This window comes from Mesorhizobium sp. M0119 (genome assembly GCF_040322615.1).
Taxonomy (GTDB): Bacteria; Pseudomonadota; Alphaproteobacteria; order Rhizobiales; family Rhizobiaceae; genus Mesorhizobium.
Map to the genome: position 1 here is coordinate 1 of NZ_JAMYTU010000024.1, position 25,906 is coordinate 25,906.

Sequence of the window (25,906 nt, forward strand, 5' to 3'; positions counted from 1 at the left end):
TTTCTCCGGCGGGGGGGGGGGGGGGGGGGGGGGGCGGGGGAGGGGGGGGACGGCGGGGCGCCGAGGCCGCCAGCCACCCCCGCTGCCCGGCCGCCCACCACCGCGCCGGCGGGCGGCGCGGGGGCGGGCGGCGGGGGGGGGGGGGGGGGGGGGGCGGCGCGGCGGCGCGGCCCCCAATGCCGAGAGGCTGGGGAGCGCCTGTCCGGCGCCGTGGAGCTATATCGCCACGGCGCAAGCCAATGACGAGGAGATGCGCCAGCGTATCGCGCTGCACCGGTCGCGGCGAGGCGAGGGCTGGACGACCATTGAGGCGCCGCTCGACCTTGCCGACGCGATCGAGGCACTGCCTGACGGCCAGCCGGTGCTGATCGATTGCCTGACGCTGTGGCTGACCAACCATATGCTGGCCGAACATGATGTCGAGGCCGAATGCCGAAGGCTGGCGGATGTGCTGTCGCGGCCGCGTGGGCCGTGGTTCGTGGTGTCCAACGAGGTCGGCCAGGGCATCGTGCCGGACAATGCGCTGGCAAGACGGTTTCGCGACGCCGCCGGCCGGCTGAACCAGGACGTCGCGGCCGTTGCCGGCACCGTGCTTTTGATGGTGGCAGGGCTGCCGCTCAAGGTGAAATGACATGGCTGATGTTGATCCCAAGGACGAGGAACGCCACCGCGCCAAGATGGCCAAGCGCAAGGCGGTGCAGGACGCCGAGGTCGCGGCCAAGACGGTCGAGAAGGGGCTGCTGATCGTCAACACCGGGCCGGGCAAGGGCAAGACCACGGCCGCCTTCGGTCTGGCGCTCAGAATGCTCGGCTATAGCAAGCGCGTCGGCGTCGTCCAGTTCATCAAGGGCAAGTGGCACACCGGCGAGAAGGACGCTTTTGCCTGCTTCGGCGACCGCGTCGTCTGGCACGCCATGGGCGAAGGCTTTACCTGGGAGACGCAGGACCTGAAGCGCGACATCGCCGCGGCCGAGGCTGCCTGGGCGAAAGCGCTGGAGCTGATGGCCGAGCCGTCGATCAGCCTCGTGGTGCTCGACGAGCTGAACATCGCCCTGCGCTACGACTATCTCGATCTCGAAAAGGTGGTCGCGGCGCTGAAGGCGCGGCGCGAGGGCCTGCACGTCGTCGTCACCGGCCGCAACGCCAAGCCGGCGCTGATCGAGGCGGCCGATCTGGTCACCGAGATGGGCGTGACCAAGCACCACTTCTCCGCCGGCGTGAAGGCGCAGCAGGGGATCGAGTTCTGAGGAGTGTTGCTGGTTTGTCGAGGTCAGCGCTGCCCCTCATCCGCCTGCCGGCGACTTCTCCCCGTGAAGGACGGGGAGAAGGGGCTAGCCGCAACGCTGGCGATCCCCTCTCCCCGTCTTTCACGGGGAGAGGGTAAGGGTGAGGGGCAGCGCCGACCTGAAGCGATTATTTGAGGCGTAGCCCTATTTTGTTCTTGCTTTGTGCCGGCAGCTATGCTAGTAATTTGGCTATGGTGCTAATTGGCTCCAACGACCCGCCGCTTGGCGGGTTTTTTGTTTCCGCTCGATCTCGAGCGCAGGTCACGCCAAGATAACGAGCGCCGCGACTACCCCGAACAGCGCAATCAGCAGCAAGTCGGCGACGCGGTAGAGTTTCAGCGCCCGTCGGATGTCGGTGCTCTCGACATCATCGCGGCGGCCGCCTTCGCCCATCAATGCGTCATCGACCATGACGCCATCGTAGGAACGGGGCCCGGCGAGCGCCAGGCCGAGCGCGCCGGCCATCGCTGCTTCCGGCCAGCCGGCATTGGGCGAGCGGTGCTTTTTCGCATCGCGCCGCACGGCCTGCCAGGCGGCTTTGGCGTCGGCGCCCTTGACCAGGAAGGCGGCGAGTACGATCAGAAGCGCCGATAGCGGCGACGCCGGCAGGTTGATCCAGTCGTCGAAGCGCGCCGACGCCCAGCCGAAGGCTTCGTGGCGCGGGGTGCGATGGCCGATCATCGAATCGGCGGTGTTGGCGGCCTTGTAGGCGACGCCGCCGGCGAGCCCGCCGATACCGAGCCAGAAGGCCGGCGCGACGACGCCGTCGGAGAAATTCTCGGCCAGGCTTTCGATCGCGGCGCGGCAGACAGCGGCCCTGTCGAGCTTTTCCGGGTCGCGGCCGACGATCCGCGAGACGGCAATGCGGCCCATGTCCAGTCCGCCGCTGTCGAGGGCGTCGGCCACCGCTTCGACATGCTCGGCCAGGCTCTTCTGCGACAGCAACGACGTCGCCAGGATCGCGGTGACCAACAAGCCGAGGGGAATGCTCCAAAGCAAGGTTTCGAACCAGAGAGCGAGGGCGGCCGGCACCAGCACGATCACCAGCAGCGCGAAGACGCCCCAGCGGCGACGGTGGGCGTCGGAATCAGTGGCGCGGTTGAGCCTGCGGTCGAGAAAGGATATCAGCCTGCCGAACCAGGTGACGGGATGGCCAATGGCATCGAAGAGCCAGGCCGGGTAGCCGAGTACAAGTTCGATGGCCAGCGACAGGAAAGTGATCAGGATCGACATGAAGTCTCTTGATGGAGTGACGGCGGCAGTGGACCACGGCGGAAGCCTTGGCCGGGCGAGGGCGCTTTTCCCTCACGCGCCGCTGCCTTTCGTCGACCTCTCGACCGGGATCAATCCGCACTCCTACCCGCTTTTCGATTTGCCCGCCACCGCCCTGTCGCGATTGCCGGAAACAGCGCGCAGCCGCAACTTGGCTGAACTCGCGGCAAGCGCCTATGGCGCGCCGTCGGCGGCGAACGTCGCGGCGGCGCCCGGCACGCAGATCCTGTTGCCGCGCGTCGCTTCGCTGGTCAGCCCGGGCAAGGCGCTGGTGCTCGGGCCGACTTATGCCGAGCATCGGCGGGCAGCAGCGATCGCCGGCCATGCGGCGGCTGAAGTCGATGATTTCGAAGCCCTGGCGGTGGCCGACCTTGCCGTCGTCGTCAATCCCAACAACCCGGACGGGCGCGTCGTCGAGCGCGAAAGATTGCTTCGACTTGCCGCAAAATTGCGCGCCGGAGGCGGGCTGCTGGTGGTCGACGAGGCCTTCATGGATGTCGGCCCGCGCAGCGAAAGCCTGGCCGGTGACGTCGACCAGGGCGGCATCGTCGTGCTGCGCTCGTTCGGCAAGTTCTTCGGCCTGGCCGGCCTGCGGCTTGGCTTTGCACTGGCCGATGCGCTGACGGTCGAGCGGCTGGAGGCGCAATTCGGGCCATGGGCGGTTGCCGGGCCGGCGCTCGAATATGGCATAAGGGCGCTTGCCGATACCGGCTGGCAGGCCGGGATGCGGCGCCGTCTGGCCGAGGATGCCGCACGGCTCGATACGCTGTTCGGCCGCTTCGGTGTGCCTGTCGCCGGTGGCACCTCGCTGTTCCGCTATATCAGGCTGGCGGACGCCGCCGGCCTGTTTTCGGTGCTCGGCCAGCGCGGCATCCTGCTTCGGCATTTCGCCGACCGTCCGGATGTGCTGCGCGCCGGCCTGCCGGGAGCCGACGAAGAATGGCGGCGGCTCGAATCCGCACTTGCCGGCTGGGCCTCCGAGCGCGACGATGATGCCAAGGGAGAAACGATCCAATGATCCACGTCTGCTCGCTGTCCAAAGTCGAGGAAACGGTAACGAAGACCGGGGCCGAGCGGCTGCTTTCGCTGCTTGCCGCCGGCACGGAGGTGATGCGGCCGGCCTCGATCACCAGGGAAAACCATCTGCATCTGGTCATGCACGACATTGCGGTAGCGCAGGAGGGCATGACCATGCCGGGCGAGGAGCATGTCTTGAACCTGCTCGATTTCGCGCGCCAATGGGACCGCTCGCGGCCGCTGGTGGTGCATTGCTATGCCGGCATCAGCCGCTCGACTGCCTCGGCCTACATCATCGCGGCAGCGCTGGCGCCGAAGCGCGACGAGGCCGAGTTGGCCGAGACGCTGCGCGCGCTGTCGCCCACGGCGACGCCCAATCCGCGGCTGATCGCCATTGCCGACGCACTGCTCGAGCGCAACGGCCGCATGAGCCGCGCCATCGAGGCGATCGGGCGCGGTGCCGAAGCGTTTGAGGGCACGCCTTTTGCGCTGAGGATCGACGCTTGATTACGTCAGCCAATCCGCCAGCTTTGCCTTGCGCACGTCCCTCAGCAGGCCGATGAAGCCGTCGGCCTGATGCTCGGCGGTGAGCCGGCCTTTTTCGGCGGTGGCAATGCTGGCGTCGCCGACCACGCCATTCGGGTTGAGGTCGCTGGCGATCCAGGCGAAGGCGTGCGTTCCGGTTTGGCGCAGCAGCGAAAAGTCCTTTTCGGCACGGGCAACCTTGGACACGAAATTATCGGACTTGGCCATGTCGACGAGGTCAGGCCGGAAATGCAGCATCAGCGAGGTCTCGACGTCGCCGCCATGGATGCCGTGGCGGTCTTCGAGGTCGGTGTACATGCCGGCCGGCCGGCCAAAACGCTGCCAGCTGGTCTTTACCGCCAGCATCTTTGCCCGCACGCGCAATTCGCGGGTGATAATGCCTATGATCTCCTCATTGCCGCCATGCGAGTTGACGACGACCAGTTTTCGGATGCCGGCGCGCGCGACCGACAGGCCGAGTTCGGTCCATGCTTCGACCAAGGTCGTCGCCGGCAGGGTGAGGGTGCCGGGCGCATGCAAATGCTCGTTCGACTTGCCTATCGCCTGCACCGGCAGGATGCGGATATCGAGATCGCCGGGCAGGCGGGCGATCACCGTGTCGAGCATGCCGTTCATGATCGAGGTGTCGGTCGAAACCGGCAGATGCGGCCCGTGCTGTTCGATCGCTGCCAGCGGCAGAACGGCAATGGTCGCCTCCGGATCGATGGTCGCATATTCGGTGGTCCGGTAGTCACCCCACCATACGCGTTTTTTTGTCCCGGCCATTTTGAACCTCAAAGAGAGACTGAATGCGCGCTTGATGAGGGGCGGCGCCAACCTTTGTCGTGTAACTTGAGATCATCGGCCTGTCGATTCCAGCCGCTGGCCAGCGCTGCTCATCCCGCCGCAATGACCTCGATCTCGACCTTGAATTCCGGCCGGGCAAAGCCGGACACGATCATCAGCGTCGAGGCCGGCGCCGGGCTGGCGAACAGCCGGTCGCGAACCTCCATATAGGGCCGCAGGAACGCGCGGTCGGTGACATAGGCGTTGATGCGGACGATGTCGGACAGGCCGAGCCCGGCCTCGCCGAGAATCGCCGCTATGTTCTGGAAACAGAGCTCGGCCTGTGCGCCGGGCTCCTCGGGGATCTGGTCGTCCGCTGTGATGGCGACCTGGCCCGAACACAGCACCAGCCGTTTGCCGGGCGGCAGCTCGACGCCGTGGCTGTAGCGGGCGAAGGGCGGCTTGATCGACTTCGGCGTGAGAAATTTGAACATGGCAATCTCCGGTTCTCGTCAGCGTAAAGCTGGATGTAGGCGGGCATCAAGATGGCGGTGCATGTCACGAGGGCGATTGTGGACAGGCGATCAAAAAATAGGCACGATGCCTTTCGTACAGCATGACCCGTCCGGCCTTCGCGCCGCCATTGCACAGGCGGGCATTGCACAAGCGGGCGGTCCCGGCGCAACGCGCCGGTGGCATGTGTCTTGCTTCTTGAAACAATGGTGTCTAGCCCGGCGCGTGATGCGCCGGAGCGAACAAAGGGTGGTGTGGATGTACGGAAGACTCAAGATTTCGGCGGGCGCGATCGTGCTGCTTGGCGCAGGTACGCTTGCCGCGGCAGCGAACGAAAAAGTCACCTTCGGCACCAACTGGTTGGCCGAGCCGGAGCATGGCGGTTACTACCAGGCCGTGGTGGATGGTACTTATGCCGCCTGCGGCATCGACGTGACAATCATGCAGGGCGGCCCACAGGTCAGCGGCCGGCCGCTGCTGCTGGCCGGCAAGATCGATTTCTACATGGGCGGCAATCTGCTGTCGGCCTTCGATGCCGTGCAGCAAGGCATACCGATGCGCGTCGTGGCCGCCGACTTCCAAAAGGACCCGCAGGTCATCATGTCTCATCCAGGGCAGGGGCTGGACAAATGGGAAGACCTGAAGAACGCCGACCAGTACATCCTCGGCGACGAAGGTGCGCAAACCTTCTTTCAGTGGATGGTCACCGACCTCGGCTTCGATGCCGCAAAACGCGTGCCCTACACTTTCAACCCGGCGCCGTTCATCGCCAACAAGAAGTCGATCCAGCAGGGTTACGTCACCTCGGAGCCATTCGCCGTCCAGAAGCAGGGCGGTTTCACGCCGAACCAGTTTCTGCTGGCCGACTATGGCTGGGACACATATGCAACGACGGTCGAGACCATGCAGGAGACGATCGACAAGCGGCCCGAGGTGGTCCAGTGCTTCGTCGATGGCTCGGCCAAGGGCTGGTACAATTATCTCTACGGCGACAACAAGGCCGCCAACGAAATGATCAAGAAGGAAAATCCGGACATGACGGATGAGCAGATCGCCTTCTCGATCGAGCAGCTGAAGAAATTCGGCGTGGTCGATTCCGGCGACAGCGAAAAGCTCGGCATCGGCGCCATGACCGACGCACGCATCCAGAGTTTCTACGACAAGATGGTCAAGGCCAAGGTCGCGCTGGCGGGCGTTGACATCAAGAAGGCCTACACGCTTTCCTTCGTCAACAAGAGCGTCGGGCTCGACCTGAAGAAGTAGGCCGTGAAGCTGGAGAAAGTGGCGCAACAGCCAGGAAGTGTACCGGGGCCGACACTGTTGGCGCTGCGTGGCGTCGGCAAGGTGTTTTCCAACGGCGTCACCGCGCTCAGCAATGTCGAGCTGACGATCCGGGAGGGCGATTTCCTCAGCCTGCTCGGGCCGTCGGGTTGCGGCAAATCGACGGCATTGCGGCTGATTGCCGGCCTGTCGACGCCGACCTCGGGCGTGCTCGACTGGCGCGGCAGCGGCGCCCGCGATCGTTCGAATATCGGCGACCGTTCGAATATCGGCTTCGTCTTCCAGGAGCCGACGCTGCTGCCCTGGGCCGACGTCTTCGACAATGTCTGGCTGCCGCTGCGGCTGAAGGGCGTGTCACGGGGCAAGGCGGCGCCCGCGGTGATGGAGATGCTGGCGCGGGTTCACCTGACCGGCTTCGAGAATGCCGTGCCACGCGAATTGTCAGGCGGCATGAAGATGCGCGTCTCGATCGCCCGCGCCATGGTGACCAAGCCGCGGATTCTGTTGATGGACGAGCCGTTCGCGGCACTCGACGAGATCACCCGCTTCAAGCTCAACAACGACCTTCTGGAGCTATGGCAGGATGAGCGCTTTACTGTCGTTTTCGTCACCCACAGCGTCTTCGAAAGCGTATTCCTCTCCAATCGCGTCGTCGTCATGGCGGCGCGGCCGGGCCGGGTGTTCGCCGAGCTTGGCGTTGACGCGCCCTATCCGCGCGACGAGGCGTTTCGCACCTCGCCCGACTATGCCGCGCTTTGCCGCCAGGCATCCGACGTGTTGATCGGCGCCATCAACTCAACAGCCGGGCCGCATCATGACGGCCATTGAAGAACAAATCCTGGCGCTCGACCCGGAGGAGGCGCGTCGCGTTCGCCAGGAGCGCTTCGAGCGCATCGGCAGATGGTTGCTGCCGCTGGCGATCATGATCCTGGCGATCTGGCTGTGGGACCGCGTCTGCGTCTGGAACGACATCCCGAAATACATCCTGCCGCGTCCCGGCGTGGTGCTGCAGACGCTGCATGACGATGCCGGGCTGCTGTTCTCCTCGCTGCTGGTGACGCTCAGGATCACCTTCTTGAGCCTGCTTCTCGCCGTGGTCGGCGGCGTCGGGCTGGCGGTGCTGTTCGCTCAGTCGAAATGGGTGGAGATGTCGTTCTTTCCCTTTGCCATCGTGCTGCAGGTGACGCCGATCGTCGCGATCTTTCCGCTGATCAACATCTATGTCAACGATCAGACAACAAAGCTGCTGCTTTGCGCCTGGATCGTCGCCTTTTTCCCGATCCTGTCCAACACCACGCTCGGCCTCAATTCCGTCGACCGCAATCTGCGCGATTTGTTCAAGCTCAACGGCGCCACCCGCTGGCAGCAATTGCGCTATCTGCGGCTGCCGGCGGCGATGCCTTATTTCCTCGGTGGGCTGAAGATCGCCGGCGGCCTGTCGCTGATCGGCGCGGTGGTGGCCGAGTTCGTCGCCGGCGCCACCGGCCAGTCGTCCGGCCTCGCCTCGCGCATAATCGAGGCCGGCTACCGGCTCAACGCACCGAGGCTGTTCGCGGCGCTGATCCTGATCTCGCTCACCGGCATCCTGATCTTCCTGGTGCTGTCGCTGATTTCGCATCTCATTTTGCGGCGCTGGCACGAGAGCGCGCTGAGGCAGGAGCGGTGATGGTGGGCAGCGCCAGCACCCCCCTCTGTCCTGCCGGACATCTCCCCCTCAAGGGGGGAGATTGGATGCCATCCAGGATTTCGCCAATTACCAACGTTGCAAGACGAACACCATCGGCGAAGCTGCCAATCTCCCCCCTTGAGGGGGAGATGTCCGGCAGGACAGAGGGGGGTACGCCTTGATACCAGCTTCTGGTTCCTACCATCTTTCCAATGTCCGGCTTCACGCGTCGCTGACGCCGGGCCTTGCTGGAGGCTTCGACGCCGACGGATTTGCGCTTGCCGATATCGCCGTCGCAGATGGCAGAATCTCCAATATTGTCGGACATAGCCGATCCAACGCACCGGCAGACGCAATCGACCTCGCCGGCCGAATCGTGCTGCCCTGCTTCGTCGACTGCCACACCCATATCGACAAGGGCCATATCTGGCCTCGAAAGCCCAATCCCGACGGCACTTTCATGGCCGCGCTGAATGCAACCGGCGCCGACCGGGCGGCGCGCTGGAGCGCCGACGACGTTGCCCGCCGCATGGATTTTTCGCTGCGCTCGGCCTATGCGCACGGCACCAGGGCGCTGCGCACGCATCTCGACAGCGTTGCGCCGCAAGAAGAGATCTCCTGGCCGGTGTTCGAGACGATGCGGGAAAAATGGCGCGGCCGCATCGAGCTGCAGGCGGCCTGCCTACTCGGCATCGAGAGCGTGCGCGACAGGAAATGGTTCGAGAGGCTGGCCAAGCGGGTGGCTGCGGCCAAGGGCGTGCTCGGCGTCGTTACTTACATGGTGCCAGATCTCGAAGAACTGCTCGACCAGGTGTTCGCGCAGGCGATCAAGCACGGCCTCGACCTCGATTTCCATGCCGACGAGACCGACGATGTCGCGGCGATCTCGCTGAAGAAGATTGCCGAAGCAGCCCTTTGGAACGGTTTTGACGGGAACATCCTGGTCGGCCATTGCTGCTCTCTGGCGCGCCAGCCCGACCTCGACGTGCTCGACACGCTGGACAAGGTCGCCAAAGCCGGCCTGGCGGTGGTGTCGCTGCCGATGTGCAATCTCTATCTGCAGGACCGGCGCGGCGACAAGACAACGCCGCGCTGGCGCGGGGTGACGCTGCTGCACGAGATGAAGGCGCGCGGCATTGCCGTCGCCGTCGCCTCCGACAATACGCGCGACCCGTTCTACGCCTATGGCGATCTCGATATGCTGGAGGTCTATCGCATGGCGACGCGCATCCTGCATTTCGACCATCCCGTTGCCGACTGGCCGCAAGCTGTGACCGCGACGCCGGCCAAGGTGATGCGGCTCGATGGTTTCGGCACGCTTGCCGCCGGAGGGACGGCCGATTTCGTCGTCTTCAGGGGGCGAAGCTGGACGGAATTGCTGTCGCGGCCCGAATCGGATCGCATCGTCGTGCGCGACGGGCATGCGATCGAGCGCCAGCTGCCCGATTATGCCGAACTCGATGATCTGATGGTGGAATGATGGATATTGTGGCGCTCAAGCGCGACCTGGACGGCCTCAAGGTCGACGACCATCCGGCGATCGTCCAGCAGAAGAGCCGCGACTTCTACTGGTACAGCCCCGTGCTGAAGCAGCAGCTCGACCATGTCACCGGTGACCTGATCGTGACGCCGAAAACCGAAGACGAGGTCGTCCGCATTCTCGCCGCCTGCCACCGGCATGGCGTCCCGGTAACGCCGCGCGGCAGCGGCACCGGGAACTACGGCCAAGCGATGCCCTTGTCCGGCGGTGTGGTGCTCAATCTCGCTGAGATGAACGCGATCAAGACGATCGCGCCCGGCCGTGTCGTCACCGGTCCCGGCGCCGTGCTCGCCGACATCGACAGAGCGACGCGGGCGCATTCCGGCCAGGAGCTCCGGATGTCGCCATCGACCTACAATACCGCATCGATCGGCGGGTTCGTCGCCGGCGGCTCCGGCGGTATCGGCTCGATCCGCTGGGGCGGACTGCGCGACCTCGGCAACGTCATCCGGCTGAGGACTGTGACCATGGAGGCACAGCCACGTGTCATGGAGCTCACCGGCGAGGACGTGCTGAAGGTCATGCACGCCTATGGCACCAACGGCATCATCACCGAAGTCGAGATGCCGCTGACCGCCAGCTATGACTGGATCGACGTCATCGTCGGCTTCGACGATTTCATGGATGCGGCCGGCTTCGGCAACGACCTCGCCATCCAGGACGGCATATTGGCGAAACTGATCACGCCGATCGCAGCACCGATCCCCTACGATTACTTCAAGCGCCACCAGCGGTTTTTCCGGCGCGGCCAAAGCATCGTCGTCCTGATGATCGCCCCGCATGCGATGGATGCCTTCCTCGCCTTCACGACGCGCAGCAAGGGCGAGATCGTCTTCCGCGCCGACAAGGAGGCCGATCTCAAGGGGCTGCCGCCGGCCTATGAGCTGACCTGGAACCACACCACGTTGCGCGCCATCCGGGTCGATCCGACGATCACCTACCTGCAGACCCGCTATCCGTCGCCGGACCACCTCGGTCACGTCAAGGCGATGGTCGAACGCTTCGGCGACGAGGTGCCGGCGCATCTCGAATTCATCCGCTTCGACGGAGCCATCGGCATCGCCGGGCTGCCGCTGGTGCGATTCACCACGGCCGAGCGGCTGGACGAGATCATCCGCATCCACGAGGACAATGGCTGCTGGATCTTCAACCCGCACCGCTACACGCTGGAAGAAGGCGGCATGAAGCGGACGGATGAGGTGCAACTGGCCTTCAAGCGCGAGACCGACCCGCAAGGGCTGCTCAATCCGGGCAAGATGATTGCCTGGGAAAACCCGGACTATGATTATCGCTCCGGCAAGTCATTCCTGTTCAAGGGGCTGGAGAAGACGGGTTGAGACGATGACGGGCGTATGGCGCTGTACCCCCCTCTGGCCTGCCGGCCATCTCCCCCTCATGGGGGGAGATTGGCAGTTTCGATGTCTATCGAATCTTGCGGCTTTGGTGTTGAGCGAAGGCATTGGTGACGGCCAATCTCCCCCCTTGAGGGGGAGATGCCCGGCAGGGCAGAGGGGGGTGCCTCGCGCTGACCTGCGGGTTGTTCTCCTGTGAACATCCTCGTCCTCTACGCTCATCCGGTCGAGACCAGCTTCAACGCCGGTCTGCACCGGACCATCGTCGAGCGGTTGACGGCGGCCGGCCATGTCGTCGACGACTGCGATCTCTATGCCGAGGGTTTCGATCCCAGGCTGACGCGGGCCGAACGGCTCTCATATCACGACGCGCGCGGCGCCGGCGATCCTGCGGCGGCTTATGTCGAGCGCCTGCTCCGGGCCGAGGCGCTGGTGCTGTCGTTTCCGGTGTGGAACTTCGGCTATCCGGCCATTCTGAAAGGCTTTTTCGATCGCGTCTTCCTGCCCGGCGTGTCGTTCAAGCTGGTCGACGGCAAGGTGCAGCCGTCACTGCACAACATCCGCAAGGTGGTCGCGGTCACGACCTATGGCGGCAGCCGGTTCCGAGCCATGCTGATGGGTGACCCGCCGCGCAAGCTGGTCAAGCGGGTGCTGCGTGCGACCATCAAGCCCGGCGGGTCGGTTTCATACATCGCGCATTATTCGATGAACCTGTCGACCGACGAGACGCGGACGAGGTTCGTGGCGAAGGTCGCGGTCAGGATGGACGCATTCTGAGGTGCGTTACATCCTGACCCGTTCCGACTTCGGATCGTACATCGGCTTAAGCGAAGCCTCGGCGGCAAAGCGCTCGCCGGCGATCTCGATCTCGTAGGACGACGACAGCACATCTGCCTCGCTCTCGCCCTTGCAAGGCACGTAACCAAGGCCGATTGCGCCGCCGAGATGATGGCCGTAATTGCCGGAGGTGATCGGCCCGACGATCTTGCCGTCGCGCAGGATCGCCTCATTGTGGAAGAGCAACGGCTCGGGGTCGTTCAGGCGGAACTGCACCAGCTGGCGTGACAGGCCGGTTTCTTTCTTCCTCAGCACTGCATCGCGGCCGATAAAATCGCCCTTGGCCGTTTTCACTGCGAAGCCGAGGCCGGCCTCCAGCACATTGTCCTCGTCGGTGATGTCGTGGCCGAAATGCCTGAACGCCTTTTCGATGCGGCAGGAATCCAAAGTGTGCAGGCCGCATAGCTTCAGGCCGACATCGGTGCCTGCCTCCGCGATCGCCTCGAAGACATGGGCAGCCTGGTCGGTCGAGACATAAAGCTCCCAGCCGAGTTCGCCGACATAGGTGACGCGGTGGGCGCGGGCCAGGCCCATGCCGATCTCGATCTCCTGAAACGTTCCGAACGGGTTGTTGTCATTGGAGAAATCATTCGGGCTGACCTTTTGGATCAGCTTCCTCGAATCCGGGCCCATCAGGCAGAGCACCGCTTCGGCCGCGGTCACATCGGTGATGACGACGAACTCCTCGGCAAGATGTTTTCGCAGCCACGCCAGGTCGCGTTGCAGCGTCGCGCCGGGCACGACGAGGAAGAAGGCGGTTTCGGACAGCCGCGAGACGGTGAGATCGCTCTCGATGCCGCCGCGCTGGTTGAGCATCTGGGTGTAGACGATCTTGCCCGGCGCCACGTCCATGTCGTTGGCGCAGAGTCTTTGCAGGAAAGCGCAGGCGTCGCGACCCTCGACACGGATCTTGCCGAAGGAGGTCATGTCGAACAGGCCGACGCTGTTCCTGACCGCCAGATGCTCCTCGCACTGGTTGTCGAACCAGTTTTGCCGTTTCCAGGAATAGCGGTATTCGCGCTCCTGGCCGGACCTAGCGAACCAGTTGGCGCGCTCCCAGCCGGCGACCTCGCCGAACACCGCGCCGCGCGCCTTCAGATGTTCGTGCAGCGGCGAGCGCCTCACGTTCCGCGAGGTTGCCATCTGCCGGTAGGGGAAATGATCGGCATAGAGCAGGCCGAGCGTTTCGGAGACGCGCTCCTTGAGATAGCGGCGGTTCTTCTGGAACGGCTGGGCGCGGCGGATGTCGACCTCCCAGAGATCGAACGGCGCTTCGCCGTCATTGATCCATTGCGCCAGCGCCATGCCGGCGCCGCCGGAGGAGACGATGCCGATGGAATTGTAACCGGTCGCCATCCAGTACCCGGAAAGCTCCGGCGCCTCGCCGAGATAATAGCGGTCGTCGGGGGTAAAACTCTCGGGGCCGTTGAAGAAGGTGTGGATGCCGGCGGTGGCCAGCATCGGCATGCGGTTGACGCCCATTTCCAGGATCGGCTCGAAATGGTCCATGTCCTGCGGCAACTGGTCGAAGCAGAACTCCTCGCTTATGCCGTTCATGCCCCAGGGCTTCGCCACCGGCTCGAAAGCGCCGAGCATCATCTTGCCGGCGTCTTCCTTGTAGTAGGCGCACTCGTCGGGCACGCGCAGCACCGGCAGCCGGCAGAGCCCGGGGATCGGTTCCGTCACGAGATAGAAATGCTCGCAGGCGTGCAGCGGGATGGTGACGCCGTTCTGGGCGCCAAGCTCGCGTGCCCACATGCCGGCGCAGTTGACGACGATATCGGCCTCGATCAGGCCTTGCTCGTCGCCTTGCGCCCAGGAAACGCCGGTGACGCGGCCGGCCCTGGTATGCACCTTGGCCACCTTGACGTTCTCGACGATGGTCGCACCGCGCTGGCGCGCGCCCTTGGCCAGCGCCATGGCGATGTTGGCCGGGTCGCACTGGCCGTCGAGCGGCAGATGCACGGCGCCGACCACGTCTGACACATTGAGATGCGGATACATCTCCTTGACTTCACTAGGCGAAATCTCGCGCACATCGACATCGAAGGCGCGGGCGAGAGACGCCTGCCGATAGATCTCGTGCTTGCGCTCCTCGGTCAGCGCCACGGTGATCGAGCCGACCTGGCGCATGCCGGTGCCGACATCGGTCTCGGCCTCCAGCTTGACGTAGAGGTCGGCCGAGTACTTCGCCAGCCGCGTCATGTTCTGCGAGCCGCGCAACTGGCCGATCAGGCCGGCGGCGTGCCATGTCGTGCCCGACGTCAGCTGCTTGCGCTCCAGCAGCACGATATCGGTCCAGCCGAGCTTGGCCAGATGATAGGCGACCGAGCAGCCGGAGACGCCGCCGCCGATGATGACCGCCCTTGCTTTGGTCGGAATGGTTTTGGTAGGCGGGGCGCTCATGCGGCCTCACGGCGATAGCTTGAGGCGAAGCGGCGCAGGCGCGTGGCAGCCTCCATCAGCACCGGCTCAGGCTGGCAGAGGCTGAAGCGGATGTGGCCGGCTGCAGCCTCGCCGAAGCTCGAGCCGGGCATGACGCCGACCTTTTCCTGGTCGAGCAAAGCCCAGGCGAATTTCTCATCGTCCGGCTCGATGGCCGATATGTCGAGCATGACGTACATGCCGCCCTCGGAGCCGCGCACCGTGATGTTGTTCATGCCGCGCATGGCATCGAGGACGACGGTGCGCCTCGCGGCGTAGCGCTCGGCGATCTCCTTGACGCCGTAGCCATTTTCGAGCGCCTCCGCGCAGGCGAGACTGATGAAGGCCGGCAGGCCGTAGGTCATCACCAGATTGAGGTCGGTCAACAGCGAGACCATCGGTTCCGGCCCGGTCAGCCAGCCCATGCGCCAGCCGGTCATGCCGTGGCTCTTCGACATCGAATTGATGACCAGCGTGCGTTCCGCCATGCCGGGCAGCGAGCGTGGTGAGACGTGCTCGCCGCCGCCCAGTGTCCAGTAGACTTCGTCCGACAGCAGCCAGAGGTCATGCTCGCGGCAGATCTGCGCCAGCTCTTCCAGGCGCTCGCGCGAATAGACGGCACCGGTCGGGTTGTTGGGCGTGTTGATCAGGATGGCGCGGGTGTTCGGCCGAAGTGCGGCGCGGATGTCGGCGGCGCGCGGCTGAAAGCCATCCTCGGCGGGTGTCTCGACGACGCTGAACTCGGCGCCCGCCGCGCTGAATGTGTTGGGATAGGTGGCGTAATAGGGCGCGACGACGATGGCATGGTCGCCCTGGTCGAGAACCGCTTGAATGGCCGCGTAGAGCGCGGCCTGCCCGCCCGGCGTGGCGATGACCTGGTCGGGGCCGGTCGCAACGCCGGTGCAGAGCGTCGAGGCCGCCGCCATCGCCTTGCGCAGGCGCGGAACGCCGGCAAGCGGGGTGTAGTGGTGATTACTGGCGCGAACCGCCGTCACGCAGGCTTCGATGGTCTCGCTCGGCGTGTCGAAATCATGATCGCCGACCGACAGCATGATAATGTCCTCGCCCGCCTGTTTGCGTGCCCAGGCAGCGGAATGAACCTCCCAGCCGTCCTTGCCGGAAGGCACGATGCCGGAAATGCGTGATGATGGTCTGGGCATTATGCTACTCCCGACATTTCGTAGCCGGCCTGTTCGAGCCGGTCGCGCAGGGTGGCAATGTGGGTGGGGCCGACTTCGCAGCAGCCGCCGACGATGCCGGCGCCGGCCTCGACCCAACCGACCGCCTGGCCGGCATAGGCATCCGGATCGAGGTCGTGGCGGGCGTGCAGCACTTCCACGGTGCCGCCATGCTTGAGCGCCTCGACCGAGGTGAAGCCATTGGCATAGGCGCCGACCGGACCGCCGAGAGCGATCAGTTCGGGCAGCGCTGCAGCGATCGCTTCGGGCCGGCAGCAATTGATCAGCCGGGCCGCGACGGGCAGGCCGTCAAGAGCGCCTGACGTCGCTGCAATGGCTTCGCCGCTGCGCAGGCGCGGCGTGCCGTGGTCGGAAAGCGTCCACGACACCCATACGGGCTTGCCGCTTTCCGACGCCGCGGTGACGGCAGCGCGCGCCTCTTCGGCCGACGCCATTGTCTCGCACAGAAACAGATCGACGCCGTCCGCCTGCTCGGCAACGATGCGGCGATAAATGTCGAGCGTATCCTGGAAGGATATCGTCAGCGCCGGCGCATAGCTGCCGAACAGCGGCGACAGGCAGCCGGCGATCGCCGCGTCGCCGGCCTGGTCGCGTGCTTGCCTTGCCAGTTCGATGCCGCGCTTCTGCAGCGGCTTGAACAGCTCTTCCGCGCCCTCGCGCGCCAGCCGCTCCGGCGTGGCTGAATAGGTGTTGATGGTGATGACGCGGGCGCCGGCGCGGATGAATTCCGCATGCAGATCGCGCACCAGATCCGGTTCGTCGATCAGCACCCTGGCTGACCACAGCGGCGTCGGCTCGGAACTGCTGCGGCGGACCAGCTCCTGTCCCATTCCGCCATCGGTAAGGATGACTGTCTTCATGCTCTGAGCCTCTCGTTCTTTGGATCCCATAACGGCTCATCGTTCTGCACGACCGCCCGAAAACGTTCGCCGAAGATCTCGACCTCGACCGCGGTTCCCGGCTCGGTGAGGTCGGCGCGCAGCATGCCGAGCGCGATCGACTTGTCGATGCGATGACCCCAGCCGCCGGACGTCGTCTCGCCGACGATCCGGCCTTCATGCCACAGCGTCGACATATAGGGTGCGTCGCAGTCGCCGGGGTTCTCGACGACCAGCGTGACGAAGCGTTTCTTTACGCCCTGCTGCTTTTCGTTCTGCAGCGCCGCCTTGCCGCGGAAGTCGGGCTTGTCCCATCTGACGAAGCGCTCCAGCCCGCCCTGCAGGATCGAATAGTCGGTCGACAGGTCGCCCTTCCAGGTGCGGTAACCTTTTTCGAGCCGGAGCGAATCCAGCGCGTACATGCCGAACGGTTTTAGGCCATGCCTCTGCCCGGCCGCCCAGACCGCGTCGAAGATGGCTGCGGTATCGTCGACCTTGCTGTGGATTTCCCAGCCGAGCTCGCCGGCGAAGGACACGCGCACCAGCTTTGCCCAACGTCCGGCGATATTGGTCTCCTGATGCGTCAGCCAGGGCAGGGTGAGGTCGGCTGCGCAGACTTCGGCGAGGATGTTTCGCGAGTTGGGGCCGGCAAGGATCTGCGTCGAATACTCCTCTGTCCGGTCGACCAGCTTGAACATCGCGTCCTTCGGGATGCGCGACTTCAGCCATTCGAAATCATGCCACTGAGCCACAGCGGCGGTGATCAGCGTAATCAGGTTCTCGTCGTGGCGGACCACCGACATTTCGGTGACGATGCGGCCCTTGTCGTCGGCAAAATAGACGAGGCCGATGCGGCCGGGTTTCGGCACCAGGCCTGTCACCTGGAGGCTCAGCCATTCGGCGGCACCCGGACCGTCGAGATTGAAACGGGAAAACCCCGGCAGGTCCAAAATGCCGGCGGCATCGCGGACGGCGAGGCATTCCTCGCGCACGCGATGCTGCCACGGTCCGTCGCGGCGGAAGGTCAGGGTGGATTCTTCGGAGATGTCGTCGCCTGGCTTCGCATACCAGGTGGCACGTTCCCAGCCATTATAAGCGTCGAACCGGGCGCCGAGTGCCTTGATGCGGTCGTGGAGCGGCGACAGCTTGCGGTCGCGCCCGGCCGGCCAGGCATGGCGCGGGAATTGGATGGCGTATTCGTTGCCGTAGATCTCCATGCCCTTGGCGACGCAATAATCCGGGGCCGAGGCAAAGGCGGTGAAACGGCGCGGATCGCACGACCACATGTCCCATTCGGTCTGGCCCTCGGTCACCCATTCGGCCAGCACCTTGCCGGCGCCGCCGCCCTGGGCGATGCCGAAGGTGAAGACGCAGGCCTCGAAGGCGTTGGGCACGCCGGGCATCGGGCCGATCAGCGGGTTGCCGTCCGGCGCATAGGGGATCGGCCCGTTGATGACCTTGGACAGGCCGGCGGTGCCGAGGATCGGCACGCGGGCGACAGCATCGGCCAGGTAATGTTCCAGCCGGTCGAGATCGTCGGGAAACAGCTGGAAGGAAAAATCGTCGGGCATCGGGTCGTTGTGGCCGACCCAGTGGGCGCGGCAATTGCGCTCATAGGGGCCGAGATTCATGCCGTTCTTTTCCTGGCGCAGATAATAGGACGTGTCCACGTCGCGCAGCAACGGCAGCTTTTTGCCCTGTTCCTTCGACCACGCCGCCAGTTCGGGGATTTCCTCGAACAGGATGTATTGATGGCTCATCACCATCATTGGTACCTCGCGGCCGAACATCCTGCCGACTTCGGCGGCGCGGTAGCCCGCGGCGTTGACAACGATCTCGCAGCGAATCTCGCCTTGCGCCGTCTCGACCACCCACTCGTCGTTGTCTCGGCGCACGCCGGTAACCGGACAGAAGCGGATGATCTTCGCGCCCATGTCGCGGGCACCTTTAGCCAGCGCCTGGGTCAATTGCGCCGGGTCGATATCGCCGTCATTCGGATCGTAGAGCGCGCCTTTCAGCTCATGCGTCTCGATGAAGGGGTAACGGCGCTTGATCTCGTCGAGCCCGACCACGTCGATGTCCATGCCCTGGTAGCGGCCCATGCCTTTGGCGCGCTGGAATTCCTGCATGCGCTCCGCGCTATGGGCCAGCCTGAGCGAGCCGGTGACGTGGTAGTTCATGGGATAGCCGACCTCGTCGGCCAGCCGGCGATAGAGCTCGGTCGAATAGCGCTGCATGTTCATCAGCGACCATGACGAGGAGAAGGTCGGCACATTGCCGGCGGCATGCCAGGTCGAGCCGGAGGTCAGCTCGTTCTTCTCCAGAAGCACGCAGTCGGCCCAGCCCGCTTTGGCGAGATGGTAGAGCGAGGAGGCGCCGACGGCACCGCCTCCAATGATCACAACGCGTGCCGTGGTCGGCAAACCGGCCATGTTCTTCTCCAGATCAATAGACGGGCGGCGAAACCACCCAGATCACCACAGCCGGTTCCGTTCCAGGATTGCGCCAGCGGAACGGCTTGCCGTCGAAGCGGAAGGAGTCGCCTTCTCCAAGCCGGTGCCAGACGCCGGCAATTTCGATGTCGAAGCTGCCGGACGCGACGTAACCGGCTTCCTCAGTCGGCCGGCGCGCCTCGGTCTTCAGCTCGGCACCGGGGGCGAAGACCGAACGCAGCATCTCGAAGCTACCGCCGAGATCCGGCGACAGAAGCTCCTCCACCAGGCCGGAATCGCTTGTGCCAAGCGTGCGCCGGTTGCCGGCGCGCACGACCACGCCGCGTTCGGTCTCGACAGGCACGTCATGGCTGAAGAACAGGCTGACCGGCACGCCGAACAATTCGGCGAAGGCCCTGAGATCGCCGAGCGACGGGACCGACAGGCCTCGCTCGACCTGGCTGACCCAGCCGACGGAACGGCCGAGCTTCAGTGCGATTTCAGCAAGCGTCAACCCGCGCGCCTTGCGCAACGCGCGAATGTCGCCAGCCAGCAGCCGCTCGCCACTGTCCTGTTCCGATCTGGCGGCGGTTGAGGGCAAAGCCATCCCTGTTTCGGTGAAAAATTCCCACCGGATTTCATGTGATGGCAGGCTCATGAAAAAATCAAGAGGATTTTCACGCGTCCACAAGATTTACTTGCGCCATTTTGACGGTTCGGGCAAAGGCTCGGCGCACGAGCGGCGAGTGGGGGCGTCCGGTCGAGGCGGATAGGCTTATCGGGCGTTCAAAAGACGCACAAGGATGCTCCATCACTTCTAGTCGGCGCTTGATCCTTCCGGAAGGCCGGGCTCGGGATCATACGCAAAGGGACGGCCATGCTGGAAAACAACTCCCGGATTGCGGCGGCGATCGTCGATGACGCGATCACCTCGCGGCGGTCGGTACGCGCCTTCTTGCCCGATATGGTCGACGACGAGACCATCCGCGATATTCTCGCCGTTGCCGCGCGCGCCCCATCAGGCACCAATATGCAACCCTGGAAAGTCTATGTGACCAAGGGCGAGGTCAAGCAGCGCATCACCGACGCTATCCTCAGCTCGGGTATTCGCGCCGAAAAGGCCGAGTGGGACGAGTACCGCTATTATCCCGACCAGTTCTTCGAACCTTATCTGACGCGACGGCGGACCAACGGCTTCGGCCTCTACGGCGTGCTCGGCATCGGCCGGCGCGAGGTCGACAGGATGCGTGCACAGCACGACCGCAACTTCGTCTTCTTCGATGCGCCGGTCGGCATGATTTTCACCGTCGACCGGCGGCTGAACAAGGGGTCATGGATCGACTACGGCATGTTCCTGCAAAATATCATGGTCGCGGCGCGGGGCAGGGGCCTGCACACCTGTCCGCAAGCTGCCTTCGCGCCCTATCACCGGCAGATCAGGCCGGTGCTCAACATTCCCGACGAGGAGATCGTCGTCTGCGGCATGGCGCTCGGCCATGAGGACACGTCCAAGCCCGAAAATGCCTTCCGCACTGACCGCGCGCCGCTAGAAGAGTGGGTGACATTCGCCGAGTAAGGTGACGACGCGCCGTCCAGCTACTGCACTTCGAAGCCGACTTCCTCGCTGGCGTGGCAGAGCGCTTTCCCGAACGAGCGTGCGAACGAGCGGAACACATAAATGTCGAACTGATCGGCGCCGGTGCGCTGGATCTGCGCGAAGACGTCGTGATGCATGGTCGAGCGGCCGGCGCCGATCGGGAACGCCGGCAGCGCGAAGTCGATGGCGAAGAATTTTGCCAGCACCCACTCGGCCTTCGGCCCGGCGATACGGATCGCTGTGCGGCCGTGCGAAAGATCGGTCACCGTACCGATGGCCGAAGTGACGACACTGGCAAAGGCCGACGCCAATCCCTCGGCTTCATCGACCACAGTGAACTTTCCCGGCGCAAAGCCAAACACCGACCTGACGCCGTCCGTGACACCGCCGCCGGCACCGTCGGGCAAAGCCAGGCCGGTGACCGCATGGATGCCGGCCATCAACGTCTTCTCCTCGCCGGGCCAGGCGGCGAGCTGCAGGATCGAACCCGGCCTGGTTTCGGAGAGGATGATGTCGACACCGTGCTCGAAATTGCCATGCGAGCCTGGATGCAGCACCGGCTCAAGTGGTGATTGGCGCTCAACCATGCATGCGGCTCCCGTCCGGATCGAAGAAATGGTTGGAGACGATCTCGACTGGCCCGAACCGGTTGCGCAGTGGGTCCGAGACATAAGCGCGCGAGCCTCGCCGCGCCTTGCCGCCCTTGACCAGGGCAAGCGCGATATATTTGCCCAGCGCCGGCGAATAGCAGCAGGCGGTGATGTGGCCGAGCGAGCCGTGCGGATTGGCTTCGTCAAGCTCCTCGACGATGTGTGCGCCGCCGTTTAGTGGCTGGTTGTCGAGCGAAACAATACCGACGAGTTCCAGGCTGTCGGGTGCGATCAGCCCCTCGCGATCCATCATCGCCGAGCCGATGAACGGCTTCTTCTTCGACAGCATCCAGTCGAGATGCAGATCGCGTGCCGTGGTGCGGCCGTCGATCTCGGCGCCGGTGACGTGGCCTTTCTCGATGCGCATGGTGCCCAGCGCCTCCAGCCCGTAGGTCACCAGCCCGAACGGCTTGCCGGCTTCGATCAGCGCCTCCCAGACATGGGTGCCGTAACCGGCGCCGGAATAGACTTCGAAGGCCATTTCGCCGGAGAAGGATAGCCGGCAGATCATCACCGGCACGCCGGCGATCTCGCCGTGGACGATGCCCATGAAGGGAAGGGCGGCATTGTCGACGGCGGTGCCGCTGACGCAAGCAGCCAATATCTGCCTTGCCTTCGGCCCGCCGATAGCGGCACCGGCCCATTGGTCAGTGACCGAGGTGACGTGGACCTTCAACTCCGGCCAGATCACGTCGAGGAAATATTCCAGATGCTGCATCACCTTGCCGGCATTGGCGGTGGTGGTGGTCATCAGGAAATCCTGCTCGCCGAGGCGCCACGTGGTGCCGTCGTCGAAGGCGATACCGTCCTCGCGCAGCATCAGCCCGTAGCGCGCCTTGCCGACGGCCAGCGTCGAAAACATGTTGGTGTAGACGCGGTCGAGGAATTCCGCAGCGTCCGGGCCTTGCACGGCGATCTTGCCCAGTGTCGAGACGTCGACGATGCCGGCGCTCTCGCGCGTGGCTCTCGCTTCGCGCACATAGGCCTGCTCGATCGTCTCGCCGGGATGGCCGTAGATCATCGGCCGGTACCAGAGGCCGGCCGAATACATGGTGGCGCCGTTGGCGACGTGCCAGTCATGCATCGGCGTCAGCCGCTCGGGCTTCAGATCGCCGAAACGTTCGGCGGCAAGCGAGCCGATCGACACCGCCGAAAAGGGCGGGCGAAAGCGCGTCGTGCCGACCTCTGGGATCGGCTTGCCGAGCGCCTCGGCCATGATGGCGAGGCCGGGTATGTTGGAGCTCTTGCCCTGGTCGGTGGCCATACCGAGCGTGGTGTAGCGCTTCAGATGCTCGACCGAGACGAAGCCTTCGCGATGCGCTAGCCGCACGTCATCCGCCGTCACGTCATGCTGGAAATCGACGAAGCTCTTTCCTTCGGCCTTGATCTCGAACACCGGCGCCGGATCGGGATCGCCAGGTCTTGCGTCGATGGCAGGCAAGGCCGCCGGCGTGGCGGTTGCGCCCGCAGCGGACAGGCCGGCGGCGCGGCCTTCGGCGATCGCCTCGGCGGTGGAGAAACTGCCGGTGAAGGCGCCGGCGCCGATCCATTGCCGTGTCGTCGGCTTGGGCGGCAGGAACGCTTGTAACGCTTCGTTCCATTCGGCTTTGGCTCCGGCCTGGCTGGCCAGATGGATGGTCGGCGACCAGCCGCCCGACATCAGCAGGCAATCGGCATGGATGCTGCGTGCATCGCCGGAAAGCGCGCCGTTGACCATGTCGAAGCGCTGCACCTTGAAGCCGGAAAGCGCCTTGCCACCCTCGGTGGCGATCACCGCGTGGCCAGAAAGGATCTCGGCCTCCGCTTCGCCGGCCACCTTGCGCATTTCGCTCGAAAGCTCAGGGCGCACGTCGACGATGGCGACGACCACGGCGCCGGCCTTCTTCAACGCCAGTGCTGCGCGATAGGCGCTGTCATTGTTGGTGAACAGCCCGATCCTGTCGCCGGGCAGCACGCCATATTCATTGGCATAGCGCTCGGCCGCATGCGCCAGCATCACGCCTGGCCGATCATTGCCAGGAAAGACCAAGGGACGCTCCAGGGAACCGGTGGCTAGCACCACCGATTTGGCGCGGATGGTCCAGTAGCGATGGCGCGGCTCGCCTTTGCCCGGCGTTTCCTTATGGTCGGTGACGCGTTCGATCGCGGCAAGCGTGTTGCCGTCATAATAGCCCCAGACCGTGGTGCGCGGCAGCAGGCGGACATTGTCACGGCCTTCGAGCTGGCCAGCGGCGCGCGCTGCCCACTCGGCGGCCGGCATGCCATCGATCGTCTCGCCCGACCAATTGGCCGAGCCGCCGAAATGCGGCTCTAGCTCGGCCAGGATGACGCGTGCACCCTGATCGGCAGCCGCCCTGGCGGCCATCAGCCCGGCCGGGCCGGAGCCGACTACCAGCACATCGCAAAACGCGTTCATGCGTTCGTAGCGCGCCGTATCGGGAGCCGTGCCTGCCTTGCCCAGGCCGGCGGCACGGCGGATGAAATGCTCACAGAACATCCAGAAGCGAGTGCCCTTCAGCGGACCGATCACCGGTCCCATGAAGGTCTTGTAATAGAAGCCGGCCGACAAAAGCTTGCCGCCGAGCTGGTTCACGGCACTGACGTCCCAGGCAAGCGAGGGGAAGCGGTTCTGGCTGATTGCGGTCAGCCCGTCATAGATCTCGACCATGGTGGCGGGAATGTTCGGCTCGCGAACCTCGCCCCTCAACACGGTCACCAGCGCGTTCGGCTCCTCGACGCCGGCGGTCAGCACGCCGCGCGGGCGGTGATATTTGAACGAACGCCCGAACAGGGTGACGCCGTTGGCCAGCAGCGCCGAAGCCAGCGTGTCGCCGGCGTGGCCGGTATAGGGGGCGCCGTCGAAGGTGAAACGGATGGTCCGCAGCCGGTCGATGAGGCCGCCAGCCTCGGTACGGCGCGGGCTCATGGCTTGTCCTCGGCCCGGTGCCGCGCAACCGAGTTGTGGTCGCCGCGCGCGAACGCGGTGCTGGAGATCTCGTGCGTCAGCGTGTTGCGCACCACCCTTAGATGGGCGCGGCAGCCGCCGGAATGCTGCCAGATCTCGTTGTGGTCGCCGGCCGGGTTCAGCCGGTCGTAGACATAGGCGTTCCAGGCGTCGAGGTTTTGTGAGGCGGGCTGTGGGCGCTGGCGGTTGCCGTCCCCCTGATAGGTGAATTCGATCACGTCGCGCGGGCCGCAATAGGGGCAGGTGATGAGCATGGATCTCTAACCTAATGCAGCCGGGGCGTGGCGCCCTGGCCCTTGTCGTCGATCACCAAGCCACGGTAGAAGCGGTCGAGCGTGAAGGCCGCGTTGAGATCGTGCGGCTCGTCCTTGGCAATGGTCCAGGCAAAGCACCAGCCGGAAGCCGGCGTCGCCTTGAAGCCGCCATAGCACCAGCCGCAATTGAGATACATGCCCGGCAGCGGACCGGTGGTGATGATTGGCGAGCCGTCCATCGACATGTCGCAGACGCCGCCCCATGAGCGCAGCATCCGGACACGGGCCAGCCCAGGGAACAGCGCCAGCATCTCGCTCATCACCTCATCGACGATCGGCAGGCTGCCGCGTTGGGCGTAGCTGTTGTAGCCGTCGAGATCGCCGCCGTAGACAAGGCCGCCCTTGTCCGATTGCGACATATAGAAATGGCCCATGCCGAAGGTCAGGACCGTATCGATGAACGGTTTTAGCGATTCCGTGACGAAGGCCTGCAGCACGTGGCTCTCGATCGGCATTGTCTCGATGCCGGCAAGCCCCATGACCCGCCCGGTGCTGCCGGCCACCGCCACCGCTACCTTTTTGGCGCGGATTTCGCCGCGTGTCGTCGTGACGCCGGTGATGCGGTCGCCGTCGCGCAGGAAGCCGGTGACCTCGCAGTTTTCGATGATGTCGACGCCGCGGCGATCTGCGCCGCGCGCATAGCCCCAGGCGACGGCGTCGTGGCGGGCGGTGCCGGCGCGCCGCTGCATCAGGCCACCGACGATCGGGAAACGCGCGGTGGCTGAGACGTCGAGCGCCGGCACCAGGCGCGCGATCTCGGCCGTGGTCATCAGTTCGGCGTCGACGCCGAGATGGCGCATGGCGTTTCCGCGCCGGGCATAGTCGTCGAGCTGGGCAGGTGTGTGGGCGAGGTTCAGGCAGCCGCGCTGCGAGAACATGACGTTGTAGTTGAGGTCATGGGCCAGGTTCTCCCACAGCTTCATCGAATGCTCGTAAAAGCGCGTGTTGGCCGGCAGGAGATAGTTGGAACGGACCGCCGTGGTGTTGCGGCCGACATTGCCGGAGCCGAGCCAGCCCTTCTCCAGCACCGCGACATTGGTGATGCCGTGCTCCTTGGCTAGATAGTAAGCGGTCGACAGGCCATGGCCGCCGCCGCCGATGACGATCACGTCGTAGGACGCCTTCGGGTCGGGCTTGCGCCAGGCCGGCCTCCAGTCCTTGTTTCCGGTCAGCGCGTTTTTGAGAAGCGAAAAGGCCGAATATTCCGCCATTCTTATTGTCATCCATTTCAGGCTTTGCGGCAGACTATAGAGCAGGCCGCCAATGCAAAGCCAAGATTGCGCCATCGCTTTTCGACTCCCCGACTCCGATTGGCCGACTTCGATTGGCGACTTCGATTGGCCGACTTCGAAAGCGGGCCGTCAGGGACGGC

The 25,906-nt window shown here is 64.7% G+C and carries 22 protein-coding genes and 1 pseudogene; 11 read left to right on the top strand and 12 right to left on the bottom strand.

Features of this window, described 5'->3' with window-relative positions; all coding sequences use genetic code 11:
* Window positions 1–148: 148 nt before the first annotated feature.
* Window positions 149–631, top strand: a pseudogene (gene cobU, locus NKJ40_RS21000) (bifunctional adenosylcobinamide kinase/adenosylcobinamide-phosphate guanylyltransferase); the annotation flags it as partial.
* Between the two features lies 1 nt (window position 632).
* Window positions 633–1,247, top strand: a complete 615-nt coding sequence (cobO, locus tag NKJ40_RS21005; RefSeq protein WP_352467691.1) for a cob(I)yrinic acid a,c-diamide adenosyltransferase — start codon at window positions 633–635, stop codon at window positions 1,245–1,247.
* A 300-nt stretch (window positions 1,248–1,547) separates the two neighbouring features.
* On the opposite strand, the gene cbiB is transcribed toward cobO, so the two are convergent.
* Window positions 1,548–2,519: an adenosylcobinamide-phosphate synthase CbiB gene (cbiB, locus tag NKJ40_RS21010; RefSeq protein ID WP_352467692.1), complete on the bottom strand. Its 972-nt coding sequence runs from the start codon at window positions 2,517–2,519 to the stop codon at window positions 1,548–1,550.
* On the opposite strand from cbiB, the gene cobD reads away from it, so the two are divergent.
* Both cobD and NKJ40_RS21020 read left to right on the top strand, forming a co-directional pair.
* Window positions 2,518–3,576, top strand: a complete 1,059-nt coding sequence (cobD, locus tag NKJ40_RS21015; protein ID WP_352467693.1) for a threonine-phosphate decarboxylase CobD — start codon at window positions 2,518–2,520, stop codon at window positions 3,574–3,576. The two genes, cbiB and cobD, sit on opposite strands and share 2 nt — an antisense overlap.
* On the top strand, window positions 3,573–4,082 hold the full coding sequence (locus NKJ40_RS21020) for a tyrosine phosphatase family protein (RefSeq protein ID WP_352467694.1): 510 nt from the start codon (window positions 3,573–3,575) through the stop codon (window positions 4,080–4,082). Before cobD ends, NKJ40_RS21020 begins: the two co-directional genes overlap by 4 nt.
* Here NKJ40_RS21020 and NKJ40_RS21025 read toward each other — a convergent pair whose 3' ends face one another.
* On the bottom strand, window positions 4,083–4,886 hold the full coding sequence (locus NKJ40_RS21025) for a creatininase family protein (RefSeq protein WP_352467695.1): 804 nt from the start codon (window positions 4,884–4,886) through the stop codon (window positions 4,083–4,085).
* 110 nt (window positions 4,887–4,996) lie between these two features.
* Complete coding sequence (locus tag NKJ40_RS21030; protein ID WP_292662997.1) at window positions 4,997–5,380, bottom strand: RidA family protein; 384 nt, start codon at window positions 5,378–5,380, stop codon at window positions 4,997–4,999.
* A gap of 277 nt (window positions 5,381–5,657) precedes the next feature.
* Here NKJ40_RS21030 and NKJ40_RS21035 point away from each other — a divergent pair, with 277 nt between their 5' ends.
* The 6 genes from NKJ40_RS21035 to NKJ40_RS21060 all read left to right on the top strand — a co-directional run bounded on the left by NKJ40_RS21035 (window position 5,658) and on the right by NKJ40_RS21060 (window position 12,015).
* Window positions 5,658–6,662 carry an ABC transporter substrate-binding protein gene (locus NKJ40_RS21035; RefSeq protein ID WP_352467696.1) on the top strand — a complete coding sequence of 335 codons (1,005 nt, stop codon included), beginning with the start codon at window positions 5,658–5,660 and terminating at the stop codon, window positions 6,660–6,662.
* 3 nt (window positions 6,663–6,665) lie between these two features.
* On the top strand, window positions 6,666–7,508 hold the full coding sequence (locus tag NKJ40_RS21040; RefSeq protein WP_352467697.1) for an ABC transporter ATP-binding protein: 843 nt from the start codon (window positions 6,666–6,668) through the stop codon (window positions 7,506–7,508).
* Entirely contained in the window at window positions 7,495–8,346 is an 852-nt protein-coding gene (locus tag NKJ40_RS21045; RefSeq protein ID WP_352467698.1) for an ABC transporter permease, read from the top strand. Before NKJ40_RS21040 ends, NKJ40_RS21045 begins: the two co-directional genes overlap by 14 nt.
* Before the next feature lie 178 nt (window positions 8,347–8,524).
* Window positions 8,525–9,826 carry a cytosine deaminase gene (locus tag NKJ40_RS21050; protein WP_352467700.1) on the top strand — a complete coding sequence of 434 codons (1,302 nt, stop codon included), beginning with the start codon at window positions 8,525–8,527 and terminating at the stop codon, window positions 9,824–9,826.
* A complete protein-coding gene (locus NKJ40_RS21055; RefSeq protein WP_352467752.1) occupies window positions 9,826–11,223 on the top strand; it encodes an FAD-binding oxidoreductase in 1,398 nt (465 codons plus the stop codon). Before NKJ40_RS21050 ends, NKJ40_RS21055 begins: the two co-directional genes overlap by 1 nt.
* Before the next feature lie 210 nt (window positions 11,224–11,433).
* A complete protein-coding gene (locus tag NKJ40_RS21060; RefSeq protein ID WP_352467701.1) occupies window positions 11,434–12,015 on the top strand; it encodes an NAD(P)H-dependent oxidoreductase in 582 nt (193 codons plus the stop codon).
* A 6-nt stretch (window positions 12,016–12,021) separates the two neighbouring features.
* On the opposite strand, the gene NKJ40_RS21065 is transcribed toward NKJ40_RS21060, so the two are convergent.
* From NKJ40_RS21065 to NKJ40_RS21085, 5 genes are read right to left on the bottom strand one after another with little or no spacing between them, the layout of a single operon-like run.
* Complete coding sequence (locus tag NKJ40_RS21065; RefSeq protein ID WP_352467702.1) at window positions 12,022–14,481, bottom strand: GcvT family protein; 2,460 nt, start codon at window positions 14,479–14,481, stop codon at window positions 12,022–12,024.
* The gene (locus NKJ40_RS21070) at window positions 14,478–15,659 is read right to left on the bottom strand and encodes a pyridoxal phosphate-dependent aminotransferase (protein ID WP_352467703.1); all 1,182 of its coding nucleotides are present in this window, start codon (window positions 15,657–15,659) and stop codon (window positions 14,478–14,480) included. The genes NKJ40_RS21065 and NKJ40_RS21070 overlap by 4 nt, the downstream gene beginning before the upstream one ends.
* Window positions 15,659–16,558: a homocysteine S-methyltransferase family protein gene (locus tag NKJ40_RS21075; protein WP_352467704.1), complete on the bottom strand. Its 900-nt coding sequence runs from the start codon at window positions 16,556–16,558 to the stop codon at window positions 15,659–15,661. The genes NKJ40_RS21070 and NKJ40_RS21075 overlap by 1 nt, the downstream gene beginning before the upstream one ends.
* A complete protein-coding gene (locus NKJ40_RS21080; protein WP_352467705.1) occupies window positions 16,555–19,008 on the bottom strand; it encodes a GcvT family protein in 2,454 nt (817 codons plus the stop codon). The genes NKJ40_RS21075 and NKJ40_RS21080 overlap by 4 nt, the downstream gene beginning before the upstream one ends.
* A 13-nt stretch (window positions 19,009–19,021) precedes the next feature.
* Complete coding sequence (locus tag NKJ40_RS21085; protein ID WP_352467706.1) at window positions 19,022–19,615, bottom strand: helix-turn-helix domain-containing protein; 594 nt, start codon at window positions 19,613–19,615, stop codon at window positions 19,022–19,024.
* 270 nt (window positions 19,616–19,885) lie between these two features.
* Between NKJ40_RS21085 and NKJ40_RS21090 the strand changes: the two genes are divergently transcribed.
* Entirely contained in the window at window positions 19,886–20,584 is a 699-nt protein-coding gene (locus NKJ40_RS21090; RefSeq protein ID WP_352467707.1) for a nitroreductase, read from the top strand.
* A 20-nt stretch (window positions 20,585–20,604) separates the two neighbouring features.
* On the opposite strand, the gene NKJ40_RS21095 is transcribed toward NKJ40_RS21090, so the two are convergent.
* From NKJ40_RS21095 to NKJ40_RS21110, 4 genes are read right to left on the bottom strand one after another with little or no spacing between them, the layout of a single operon-like run.
* Window positions 20,605–21,192, bottom strand: coding sequence for a sarcosine oxidase subunit gamma (locus NKJ40_RS21095; protein WP_352467708.1), 588 nt, complete (start codon window positions 21,190–21,192; stop codon window positions 20,605–20,607).
* Entirely contained in the window at window positions 21,185–24,181 is a 2,997-nt protein-coding gene (locus NKJ40_RS21100) for a sarcosine oxidase subunit alpha (RefSeq protein WP_352467709.1), read from the bottom strand. The genes NKJ40_RS21095 and NKJ40_RS21100 overlap by 8 nt, the downstream gene beginning before the upstream one ends.
* Window positions 24,178–24,474, bottom strand: coding sequence for a sarcosine oxidase subunit delta (locus tag NKJ40_RS21105; RefSeq protein ID WP_023676536.1), 297 nt, complete (start codon window positions 24,472–24,474; stop codon window positions 24,178–24,180). The genes NKJ40_RS21100 and NKJ40_RS21105 overlap by 4 nt, the downstream gene beginning before the upstream one ends.
* An 11-nt stretch (window positions 24,475–24,485) precedes the next feature.
* Window positions 24,486–25,745: a sarcosine oxidase subunit beta gene (locus tag NKJ40_RS21110; RefSeq protein WP_352467710.1), complete on the bottom strand. Its 1,260-nt coding sequence runs from the start codon at window positions 25,743–25,745 to the stop codon at window positions 24,486–24,488.
* Between the last annotated feature and the right edge of the window lie 161 nt (window positions 25,746–25,906).